This is a genomic window from Mycobacterium sp. E3305, assembly GCF_001666785.1.
Classification (GTDB): domain Bacteria; phylum Actinomycetota; class Actinomycetes; order Mycobacteriales; family Mycobacteriaceae; genus Mycobacterium.
Window position 1 is genome coordinate 21,143 of the sequence record NZ_LZJA01000141.1, and the last position, 11,076, is coordinate 32,218.

At 66.4% G+C, this 11,076-nt stretch carries 10 protein-coding genes and 1 tRNA gene; 7 read left to right on the forward strand and 4 right to left on the reverse strand.

The genetic code is table 11. The annotated features are described in order from the left end of the window. Window positions 1–5 precede the first annotated feature (5 nt). Window positions 6–914 carry a Ku protein gene (locus A5701_RS12995; protein ID WP_067753687.1) on the forward strand — a complete coding sequence of 303 codons (909 nt, stop codon included), beginning with the start codon at window positions 6–8 and terminating at the stop codon, window positions 912–914. 18 nt (window positions 915–932) lie between these two features. Here the strand turns inward: A5701_RS12995 and pstA are convergent, their stop codons facing one another. The 4 genes from pstA to pstS (A5701_RS13015) all read right to left on the reverse strand — a co-directional run bounded on the left by pstA (window position 933) and on the right by pstS (A5701_RS13015) (window position 5,244). Then, on the reverse strand, window positions 933–1,835 hold the full coding sequence (gene pstA / locus A5701_RS13000) for a phosphate ABC transporter permease PstA (protein WP_067753691.1): 903 nt from the start codon (window positions 1,833–1,835) through the stop codon (window positions 933–935). Beyond that, window positions 1,832–2,830 (reverse strand): phosphate ABC transporter permease subunit PstC, encoded by a 999-nt coding sequence (gene pstC / locus A5701_RS13005; protein ID WP_067753694.1) that lies wholly within the window; start codon window positions 2,828–2,830, stop codon window positions 1,832–1,834. Before pstC ends, pstA begins: the two co-directional genes overlap by 4 nt. Before the next feature lie 6 nt (window positions 2,831–2,836). Further along, window positions 2,837–3,952 carry a phosphate ABC transporter substrate-binding protein PstS gene (pstS, locus tag A5701_RS13010; RefSeq protein ID WP_067753697.1) on the reverse strand — a complete coding sequence of 372 codons (1,116 nt, stop codon included), beginning with the start codon at window positions 3,950–3,952 and terminating at the stop codon, window positions 2,837–2,839. A gap of 185 nt (window positions 3,953–4,137) precedes the next feature. Further along, the gene (gene pstS / locus A5701_RS13015) at window positions 4,138–5,244 is read right to left on the reverse strand and encodes a phosphate ABC transporter substrate-binding protein PstS (RefSeq protein ID WP_067753700.1); all 1,107 of its coding nucleotides are present in this window, start codon (window positions 5,242–5,244) and stop codon (window positions 4,138–4,140) included. 312 nt (window positions 5,245–5,556) lie between these two features. On the opposite strand from pstS (A5701_RS13015), the gene A5701_RS13020 reads away from it, so the two are divergent. The 6 genes from A5701_RS13020 (at window position 5,557) to A5701_RS13045 (ending at window position 10,928) form a co-directional block, all read left to right on the forward strand. Next, window positions 5,557–6,348, forward strand: coding sequence for an SDR family oxidoreductase (locus tag A5701_RS13020; protein ID WP_067753703.1), 792 nt, complete (start codon window positions 5,557–5,559; stop codon window positions 6,346–6,348). Between the two features lie 105 nt (window positions 6,349–6,453). Beyond that, window positions 6,454–7,530 carry a diacylglycerol kinase gene (locus tag A5701_RS13025; protein ID WP_067753706.1) on the forward strand — a complete coding sequence of 359 codons (1,077 nt, stop codon included), beginning with the start codon at window positions 6,454–6,456 and terminating at the stop codon, window positions 7,528–7,530. A gap of 136 nt (window positions 7,531–7,666) precedes the next feature. After that, window positions 7,667–8,911 carry an Nramp family divalent metal transporter gene (locus A5701_RS13030; RefSeq protein WP_369807417.1) on the forward strand — a complete coding sequence of 415 codons (1,245 nt, stop codon included), beginning with the start codon at window positions 7,667–7,669 and terminating at the stop codon, window positions 8,909–8,911. Then, entirely contained in the window at window positions 8,912–9,967 is a 1,056-nt protein-coding gene (locus tag A5701_RS13035) for a poly-gamma-glutamate hydrolase family protein (protein ID WP_067753712.1), read from the forward strand. Window positions 9,968–9,990: 23 nt separating this feature from the next. Then, window positions 9,991–10,815: an LLM class F420-dependent oxidoreductase gene (locus tag A5701_RS13040; RefSeq protein WP_082954798.1), complete on the forward strand. Its 825-nt coding sequence runs from the start codon at window positions 9,991–9,993 to the stop codon at window positions 10,813–10,815. Between the two features lie 40 nt (window positions 10,816–10,855). Further along, window positions 10,856–10,928 (forward strand) — tRNA-Arg (locus A5701_RS13045). Window positions 10,929–11,076 lie beyond the last annotated feature (148 nt).

The window sequence follows — 11,076 nt, forward strand, 5'->3', positions numbered from 1 at the left end:
CTTACATGCGCTCCATCTGGAAGGGCTCGATCGCGTTCGGGCTGGTCAACGTCCCGGTCAAGGTGTACAGCGCCACCCAGGACCACGACATCAAGTTCCATCAGGTGCACGCCAAGGACAACGGCCGCATCCGATACCAACGCGTGTGCGAGGTGGACGGGGAGGTCGTCGAATACCGAGACATCGCCCGGGCCTTCGAATCCGACGACGGCCAGATGGTCATCATCACCGACGACGACATCGCCACCTTGCCCGAAGAACGCAGCCGGGAGATCGAGGTGCTGGAATTCGTTCCAGCCGAAGAGGTCGACCCGATGCTGTTCGACCGCAGCTACTTCCTGGAGCCGGATTCCAAATCGTCGAAATCGTATGTGCTGCTCGCGAAGACGCTCGCCGAGACCGATCGGATGGCGATCGTCCACTTCACCCTGCGCAACAAGACGCGGCTGGCGGCGTTGCGCGTCAAGGACTTCGGCAAACGCGACGTGATGATGGTGCACACCCTGCTGTGGCCCGACGAGATCCGTGACCCCGACTTCCCGGTGCTCGACAAGGAGGTCGAGATCAAGCCGGCGGAACTGAAAATGGCCGGTCAGGTCGTGGAGTCGATGGCCGAAGAGTTCAACCCGGACCGCTATCACGACACCTACCAGGAGCAGCTCCAGGAGCTGATCGACGCGAAACTCGAAGGCGGCGAGGCCTTTACCACCGAGGAACAGCCGAAGGAACTCGACGAGACCGAGGACGTGTCCGACCTACTGGCCAAGCTGGAGGCCAGCGTGAAGGCGCGTTCGGGTGACGGCAAGGCTCCCGCCAAGAAGGCACCGGCCAAGAAAACGGCCGCCAAGAAGACCACCGCGAAGAAGACGGCGGCGAAGAAGACAACCGCCAAGAAGGCCGCGGCGAAGTCCTGAACCCGACCGGGCGCGTGCTCAGCGCCTGCGGGCCGCCAGGAACCGGGTCGCCGCCGCGATCAGGTTGATCACGGCGACCATGATGATCAGGCTCAGCGCCGCACCCCAGATGCGCAGGAAGCCGGCGTGCTCGGGATTGGTGAGTTCGGTGTAGATCAGCAGCGGCAGCGAGGCCATGTTCCCGTGGAAGATGTCGACGTTGATCGAGCGGCTGTAGCCCACCAGCACCAGCACGGGAGCGGTTTCGCCGATGACCCGCGCGACGGACAACAAGACGCCGGAGACGATGCCGGGCATGGCGATCGGGAACACGATCCGCAAGATGGTCTTCCACTTGGGTACGCCGAGCGCGTAGCTGGCCTCCCGCAGGTCGTCGGGCACCAACCTGAGCATCTCCTCGGCGGACCGCACCACCACCGGCAGCATCAGCAAGACCAGCGCCAGCGAGACGGCGAACGAGCTCTGCTGGAATCCCAGCGTGGCGATCCAGAGGCTGAAGATGAACAGCGCGGCGACGATCGAGGGCACCCCGGCGAGCACGTCGACCATGAACGTCGTCAGCCGTACCAGCCGGCCCGACCCGTATTCCACCAGGAAGACCGCGGTCATCAGCCCCAGCGGCACGGACAGCAGCGCTGCCACCCCGGCCTGCACCACGGTCCCGTACAGCGCGTGGTAGATCCCGCCGGCGAACTGCTCCGGCAGGATGCCGTGCAGCGAGTGAGTCCACCAACCCGTCCGGGTGACCGCGTACCAGCCCCGGGCTATCACGACCGACAGCACCCAGACCAGCGGCACCAGCGCGATGAGGAAGGAGGCGACGAAGAAGACCGTCGCCGCGTCATTCGTGAGCCGCCGCCGGACGCTGACGGGCCGGAACGCCTGTGCTTTGACCGGCCGGTCGAACACGTTGACCGTCATCCGTTGACCTTCCCGCCGGCGACGGCGCGGGCCAGCGCGTTGACGACGAACGTCAAGACGAACAGCGCGAATCCCGCGGCGATGTAGGCGCCGGTGGGCAGCGGTTCGCTGAATTCGGCTGCCGCCGAGGCGATTTTCGAGGCGAACGTGTAGCCGCCGTCGAACAGCGACCAGTTTCCGGGGCGGGCGGCGGAACGCAAGATGATCAGCACCGCCACGGTTTCGCCGAGCGCCCGGCCCAATCCCAACATGGACGCCGCGATCACGCCGCTGCGGCCGAACGGCAGCACGGTCATCCGCACCACCTCCCACTTGGTGGCCCCCAGCGCCTGCGCCGCTTCCATCTGGATGGGCGGGGTCTGCCGGAACACCTCACGCGATACCGACGTGATGATCGGCAGGATCATCGCCGAAAGCACGATGCCCGCGGTGAAGATGGTGCCGCCACCGGCCAGCGACACGTTGCCCTGCTTGAACAGGAAGAACCAGCCCAGGTGGCGATTGAGGAACGCCGCGACGGGCTCGATCTTGGGCGCCAGCACGAAGATGCCCCACAACCCGAAGATGATCGAGGGCACCGCGGCCAGCAGGTCGACGATCGCCCCGAACGGGCGAGCCAGCCGCTTCGGTGCGTATTGGGTGAGAAACACCGCGATTCCCACCGCGATCGGCACCGCCAGCGCCAGCGCGGTGAGCGAGCTGAGCACCGTGACCATCAACAGGTCGCGGATGCCGAACGCGAGCTTGCCCGGCTCGGTGGTGCTGAATTGGGCACTGGTGAAGAAGTTCGCGTGGTTGGCCCGCAACGACGGAACGGCTCGAATCAGCAGGAACACCGCGATCAGCACGATCGCGGCCACGATCGTCGAACCGGCAGCGGCGGCCGCTGACTTGAACAGCCGGTCACCCCGTCGACCTGACGGTGTCCCCAGCGCCTTGAGCGCGGGCTTTTCCGTGGTCGACGGGCTGGCTACCGCTCCTCGGGTCACGACCACCTCAAATCACGTGATGGCGTTGATCGAAGCCGACAGTCTCGACTTGAACGAATCCGGGATGGGAATGTACCCATTGTCGGCCAGGCCACTCTGCCCCGCACCGATCGTACTTTGCAGGAACGCCTTCACCGCCGTGCCGACCTGGGAGTCGGGATACTTCGAGCAGACGATCTCGTACGTCGCCAGCACGATCGGGTAGGACCCGGGCTGCGTCGGCTTGTAGAAGGAGAGCGTGTCCAGCACCAGGTCGTTGCCCTGCCCGCTGATCTTGGCGCCGGAGATGGTCTTGCCGACCGAGTCGGCGCTGATCGCCACGGCGTCCGGGCCGGCCGACGTGACGACCTTGGCCATGTCCAGTTTCTGCGCCTCGGCGAACGACCACTCGTTGTAGGTGATCGACCCTTCGGTGGCCTTGATGGCCGCCGACGTGCCGTCGTTGCCCTTGGCGCCCTCGCCGACACCGCCCTTGAACGTCTTGCCGGCGCCCTTGCCCCACGCGCCGTTCGAGGCGGCGTCAAGGTACTTCTGGAAGTTGTCCGTGGTCCCGGATTCGTCGTTGCGGAACACCACATGGATCGGCTCGGCGGGCAACGTGACACCGGAGTTCAGCGCCGCGATCGCCGGGTCGTTCCACGTCGTGATGGCGCCGTTGAAGATCTTCGCCGCGGTGGGACCGTCCAGGCTCAGCGAACTCAGGCCCTTGACGTTGTAGGTGATGGCGATCGGGCCGAACACCACCGGCAGGTTCCACGCCGGGGAGCCGCACCGCTGCTGCGCCGCGGCGTATTCCTTGGCCGCGAGCGGCGAGTCCGAGCCACCGAAATCCGTTTGGTTGCCGTTGAATTCACTGATTCCGGCACCCGACCCATTGGCGGTGTAGTTCAGCGTCTGGCCTGGGCAGGCCTGTTCGAAGGCGTTGACGAAGCGGGTCATCGCGTTGGCCTGGGCGGTCGACCCGCTGGCCTTCAGGGTCTTCTTTCCGCCGCAGCTGACCTTGCCCGACGCCGAGCCGCTCGTCCCGCCGCTCCCGCCGTTGGCATTGTTGTCGCTTCCGCACCCCGACAACGCCAGCGCAGCAGCGGTCAGGACGCTCAGCCCGGCACCGAATCGGTTGAGTTTCAAGTCACTTCCTAACGGTAGGGATGAAACGTGATTGGCGACGTTCTCTTAGCCGCTGTCCGGCGACGAGCCGTCTCTCGCAGCAAGGAAGCTAACAGCAAGAAGGTTAACGTTGGGCAAATTGCCGTCGGCCGATTGTCGCTGGCCAAGGCGGCTTGCGGGCGAGCCGCACGCCGGGGCGGGAGGGGTCACGAAATTGCGTCGATTGCCGCCGACAACCTGGACTTGAACGACTCGGGAACGGGAATGTAGCCGTTGTCCGCCAGGCCGTTCTGCCCCGCGCCGACGGTGCTTTGCAGGAACGCCTTCACGGCCGCTGCGACCTGGGGATCCGGATACTTCGAACAGACGATCTCGTACGTCGCGAGCACGATCGGGTAGGAACCGGGCTGGGTCGGCCGGTAAAAGGAGAAGGTGTCGACGACCAGGTCGTTGCCCTCCTCGGTGAAGTCCGCGCCTGCGATCGTCTTGCCCACCGAATCGGCGCTGATCGCCACCGCGTCCGGGCCCGCCGAGGTGACGATCCTGGCCATGTTGAGCTTTTGCGCCAGGGCGAACGACCACTCGTTGTAGGTGATCGACCCCTCGGTGGCCTTGACCGCCGCCGACGTGCCGTCGTTGCCCTTGGCCCCCTCACCGACACCGCCGTTGAACGTCTTGCCGACGCCCTTGTCCCAGACGCCGTTGGCCGCGGAATCCAGGTATTTCTGGAAATTGTCCGTGGTGCCCGACTGGTCGTTGCGGAAGATCACCCGGATTGGCTCGGCGGGAAAAGCGACGCCCGGGTTCAGCGCCGCAATGGCCGGATCGTTCCAGGCGGTGACGTCCCCCTTGAATATCCTGGCGGCCGTCGGACCGTCCAGATTCAGCGACGTCACTCCGTTGACGTGGTAGCTGATCGCGATCGGACCGAACACGACCGGCAAATTCCACGCCGGCGAACCGCAGCGCTGGCGCGCCGCGAAGTATTCGATGGGGGCCAGCGGCGAGTCGGACCCCGCGAAATCGGTTTGGTTACCGGTGAATTCACCGATTCCCGCGCCCGAGCCGTTGGGCGTGTAGTTCAGCGTCTGGCCCGGGCAGGCCTGCTCGAACGCCTTGACGAAGCGGGTCATCGCGTTGGCCTGGGCGGTCGACCCGCTCGCCTTCAGCGACTTGGCCCCGCCACAGGCCACCTTGGCGGCCGACGTGCCCGGCGCGGGACGTTCGCCCGCCGCATTGTCATTACTCCCACAGCCGGACAGCACCAGGACGGTCGCGGCGCTCAGCGCGGCGCCAAATCGATTCAGCCCCAATATGTTCCCCGACGGAAAAACTCGGACATTATCGTCACCATTCGATAGCCGTGCGCGCCGGCCAAACGGTCGGCACTAAGAGGCTAACGCCGGGTGAATGTTCTCGCAGTGGACGCGAGATGCGCCGAGTCCGTCCCCGCACGGTGTCCACACACAATTTCGACCGATTGGTTCCGGCGGGCCGGGAATGGGCGTGGGGCATTGCGCCTCCTCGCCCATATGCAAAAGTAGAACCTGTTCCAGAAATGCCGCATCCGACACGGCGCGGCTTGCTACCGTGTCGGCTGACAACTTGGGCGAAGAGAGGCCGCAATGATCCTTGACAGATTTCGTCTCGACGACAAAGTCGCCGTCATCACCGGTGCCGGCCGCGGCCTCGGGGCGGCCATCGCGCTGGCTTTCGCCGAGGCGGGCGCCGACGTCCTCATCGCCTCGCGCACGGAATCGCAACTAGAAGGCGTCGCCGAACAGGTTCGCGCGGCGGGCCGGCGGGCGCACATCGTCGCCGCCGATCTCGCCCACCCGGAGGCCACCGCGGAACTGGCCGGCCAGGCGGTGGAGGCCTTCGGGAGACTAGACATCGTCGTCAACAACGTCGGCGGAACCATGCCGAACACGTTGCTGACCACCTCGACCAAGGACCTCAAGGACGCGTTCACCTTCAACGTCGCCACCGCCCACGCGTTGACCGTCGCGTCGGTGCCCCTCATGCTCGAGCACTCCGGTGAGGGCAGCATCATCAACATCACCTCCACCATGGGCCGGCTGGCCGGCCGCGGCTTCGCCGCCTACGGCACCGCCAAGGCCGCGCTGTCCCACTACACCCGGCTGACCGCCCTGGACCTGTGCCCGCGCATCCGGGTGAACGCGATCGCGCCGGGATCGATCCTCACCTCCGCGCTGGACGTGGTCGCATCCAACGACGAGCTGCGCGCGCCGATGGAGAAGGCCACCCCCATGCGCCGGCTCGGCGATCCCGTCGACATCGCGGCGGCCGCAGTGTATTTGGCGTCCCCGGCCGGCAGCTTCCTGACCGGTAAGACGCTGGAGGTCGACGGCGGCCTCACCTATCCCAACCTCGACATCCCCGTCCCGGATCTGTGACCGCTTGACGCGCGAGCAGACGCAAAGTCGCATGCGCGCCCCGCAGTTCATGCGACTTTGCGTCTGCTCGCGGTCGTGAACCAACCACCCACTAAGGAGCCCGTCATGGGAATCCCCGTCGTCCAATTAGGCACCGGCAACGTCGGCGTCCACGCGCTGCGAGCGCTCATCACCAACCCGGCGTTCGACCTCAAGGGCGTCTGGGTGTCATCGGACGCCAAGGCCGGAAAGGACGCGGCGGAGCTTGCCGGACTTCCCGATTCGACCGGCGTGCTGGCCAGCACCGACCTCGACGCCGTGCTTGCCACCGGACCGCAATGCGCCGTCTACAACGCGCTCGCCGACAACCGGTTGCCCGAGGCGCTGGAGGACTACCGGCGGGTCCTGGCGGCCGGCATCAACATCGTCGGCAGCGGCCCGGTCTTCTTGCAATACCCCTGGGAGGTCATCCCCGAGGAGCTCATCAAGCCCATCGAAGACGCTGCGCGCGAAGGCAATTCGAGCGTCTATGTCAACGGGATCGATCCCGGCTTCGCCAACGACCTGCTGCCGCTGGCGCTGGCCGGCACCTGTCAGAACATCCAGCAGATTCGCTGCATGGAGATCGTCGACTACGCCACCTATGACAGCGCCGCCGTCATGTTCGACGTGATGGGTTTCGGCAAGCCGCTCGACGAGATCCCGATGCTGCTGCAGCCCGGCGTGCTGAGCCTGGCATGGGGCTCGGTGGTGCGCCAGCTGGCGGCGGGCCTGGGCATCTCGCTCGACTCGGTCGCGCAGGAGTACGTGCGGGTGCCGGCGCCCGAGGACTTCGACATCACGTCGGGGCATATCCCGAAGGGCAGCGCCGCCGCGCTGCGCTTCGAGGTGTTCGGCATGGTCAACGGCGACCCCGTCGTCGTCCTGGAACACGTCACCCGGCTGCGCGAGGACCTGTGCCCCGAGTGGCCACAGCCCGCCCAGCACGGCGGGTCCTACCGCATCGAGATCACCGGCGAACCGTCCTACGCCATGGACATCTGCCTGAGCAGCCGCAAGGGCGACCACAACCACGCCGGGCTGGTCGCCACCGCGATGCGGGTGGTCAATGCGATTCCGGCCGTGGTGGCCGCCGAGCCGGGAATCGTGACGACGCTCGACCTGCCACTGATCACCGGCAAGGGGCTCTACCTGCCCGAGTAGGCGGCCGCACCCGCGGGTATAGCAGGGTGCACGTGGGACGAGGGCGTCACCGGCGCCCGGCGAGACGTGGACCACCAGTGGGTGTCCTTCGGCGTACCCACAGTGTTCGGCTAACCTCACTTTCTTATTCGGCCGTGTGAATCGAGGGTGCACGTTGACGCAGAGCAGCCAGGCCACGCTCAAGAGCAGCTGGTATCTGCTCGGGCCTGCCTTCGTCGCCGCGATCGCCTACGTCGATCCGGGCAACGTCGCCGCCAACGTCAGCTCCGGCGCCCAGTTCGGGTACCTGCTGCTGTGGGTCATCGTGGTGGCCAACGCGCTGGCCGGCCTGGTGCAGTACCTGTCGGCCAAGCTCGGCCTGGTGACCGGACGCTCGCTGCCCGCGGCCATCGGCAAGCGGATGAGCCGCCCGGTCCGGCTGGTCTACTGGGCTCAGGCCGAACTGGTGGCGATCGCGACGGATATGGCCGAAATCGTCGGCGGCGCAATAGCATTGCGGATCCTGTTCGACTTGCCGCTGCTGCTCGGCGGGGTCATCACCGGGGTAGTGTCCCTGCTGCTGCTGGCCATCCAGGACCGGCGCGGGCAGATCATCTTCGAGCGTGTCATCACCGGACTGCTGCTGGTCATCGCCATCGGGTTCGCGGCCAGCTTCTTCGTGAAGACCCCGCCGCCCGACGCCGTGCTCGGCGGGCTGGTGCCGCGATTCCGGGGCACCGAGAGCGTCCTGCTTGCCGCCGCCATCCTGGGCGCCACCGTGATGCCGCACGCGGTGTACATGCATTCGGGCCTGGTGCTTGACCGGCACGGGCATCCCGCCGAGGGCGCGCATCGACGCCTGCTGCTGCGGGTGACCCGGTTGGACGTCGTGCTGGCGATGGCCGTCGCGGGAACGGTGAACGCCGCGATGCTGCTGGTCGCCGCGATCAACCTGCAGCACCGCGACATCAGCGCGTCCATCGAGGGCGCCTACTCCGCGATCCACCACACGCTGGGCCCGACCATCGCGGTGCTGTTCGCCGTGGGGTTGCTGGCGTCCGGGCTGGCCTCGTCGTCGGTGGGCGCCTACGCCGGCGCCATGATCATGCAAGGCCTGCTGCACCGCCGGATCCCGATGCTGCTGCGCCGCTTGATCACCGTGTGCCCCGCCCTGGCGATCCTCGCGTTCGGCTTCGACCCCACGCGCGCCCTGGTGCTCTCTCAGGTCGTGCTGTCGTTCGGCATACCGTTCGCGGTCCTTCCCCTGGTGAAGCTGACCAGTGACCGCGAGCTGATGGGTGACGACACCAATCATCGCGTCACGACGATTATTGGTTGGGCCGTCGGCGTAATGATTAGTCTGCTTAACGTGGTGCTCATCTGGCTGACGGTGACCGGCTAAATGCCGGCCCGCCGGCATGCCTACTTCGCATATGGCTCGAACCTGTGCGTCAGGCAGATGGCGCTGCGGTGTCCCGACGCCGCCGATCCGCGGCCGGCCGTCCTGTCCGATCACGACTGGTTGATCAACCAGCGCGGTGTGGCCACGGTCGAACCGTGCGCCGGCAATCAGGTGCATGGCGTGATCTGGCAGATCTCCGACGGTGACCTGGCGACCCTCGACAGCGCCGAAGGCGTGCCGGTGCGCTACCGGCGGGACCGGCTGACCGTGCACAGCGACGTCGGGCCGTCGCCGGCGTGGGTCTACATCGACCATCGCGTGACACCGGGTCCGCCCCGGCCTGGCTACCTGCCCAAGATCATCGACGGTGCCGTTGAGCACGGTTTGCCGCCACGCTGGATCGACTTCTTGCGCCGCTGGGATCCCGCACGCTGGCCGCGGCGTGCGTTGGCGTCCGGGCCTGCGCCGCAATCCCTTTCAGCGTTGCTGAGTGAACCCGGGGTGAGCGAGGCCAGCCAATTGCGTTCGCGCTTCGGCTTCCTCGCCATCCACGGCGGCGGGCTGGAGGAGATGACCGACGTGATCGCCGAACGCGCGGCCGACGCCGCCGACGCGTCGGTGTACGTCCTGCGTCACCCCGACCACTACCCGCACCACCTGCCGTCGGCGCGATTCGACCCGGCCGAGTCACCACGGCTCGCCGAATTCCTCGACCACGTCGACGTTGCGGTGTCGCTGCACGGCTACGGCCGCATCGGGCGCAGCACCCAGCTGCTGGCCGGCGGGCGCAACCGTGCGTTGGCCGCGCACCTGGCCCGGCACATCCAGTTGACCGGCTATCAGGTGATCACCGACCTCGAGGACATCCCGCCGGAGTTGCGCGGGCTGCATCCGGGCAACCCGGTGAACCGGGTGCGCGACGGCGGTACCCAGCTGGAGCTGTCCCCGCGCGTGCGCGGCATCAGCCCGCGCAGCCCGTTGCCCGGCGGTGACGGGCTGTCACCGGTGACCAGCGCCCTGGTGCAGGGCCTGGCGGAAGCGGCTCGTAGCTGGTAATTGTCCTCATCTGTTGAATGGAGTTGTTGGTGGCCAAGGATTTTCGTTTCGGAATGAGCATGCGCTTCATCAAATCGCGCGAGGCATTCGTCGAGAAGGTGAAGCGTGCCGAAGATGTCGGATTCGACATTCTCTGTGTGCCGGACCATTTGGGGGCGGCCTCCCCGATCGCCGCGCTGACCGCGGCCGCCATGGTCACCACGCGACTCAAGCTCAGCATGTATGTGCTCAACGCCGCCTTCTACAAGCCGGCCCTGCTCAGCCGGGACCTCGGCGACGTGGACAAGCTGAGCGACGGCCGTCTCGAGATCGGGCTTGGAACCGGTTACGTGCGAGAGGAATTCGAGGCGGCCGAGCTGCCGTATCCCAGCGCAGGCGCGCGGGTCGACTACCTGAAACACATGACGAACTATCTCGAAGAGCATCACCCGAAGACGCCGATCCTCATCGCCGGCAATGGCGACCGGGTGTTGACCATCGCCGCCCAGCACGCCCACATCATCGGGCTGACCGGTTCGCGGGTGAAGGAGGCCGACGATCCGCTGACCGAACGTATCGAGTTCGTCCGCAGCGCCGCCGGCGACCGATTCGACTCGCTGGAGTTGAACCTGGCGATCACCGCTCTGCCGGCCGAAGGTGAGACCATGCCTGACCTGAGGATGACCCGCCAATATGCCCCGGAGCTGTCCGACGAGGAGCTGCTCGAGCAGACCTCGGTGCTGAGTGGGACGCCGCGCGAGATGGCCGACCGGCTGAACTTCTACCGCGAGAAGTACGGGGTCACGTCCGTCACAGTGCAGGACAACCACATCAAGAACTTCGCGAACGTCATCGCGGAGCTGCGCTGAGCCCGTCGGTGCGCAAGCGGCCGGTAAGCTCAGGCGGTCCGCCCTCGTAGCTCAGGGGATAGAGCACGGCTCTCCTAAAGCCGGTGTCGCAGGTTCGAATCCTGCCGGGGGCACTCAAGGCCTGCTATGACCTCGGCTGATGTGTGACATTTCGTCTTCGGCTGATGGGTGACAGTGTTTCGGTTGATGCGTGACACCTACTTCGGTTGATCCGTGACACTCCCTGGATGAGGGAGTTGAGCGTGGCCGAGCAGAGGTATC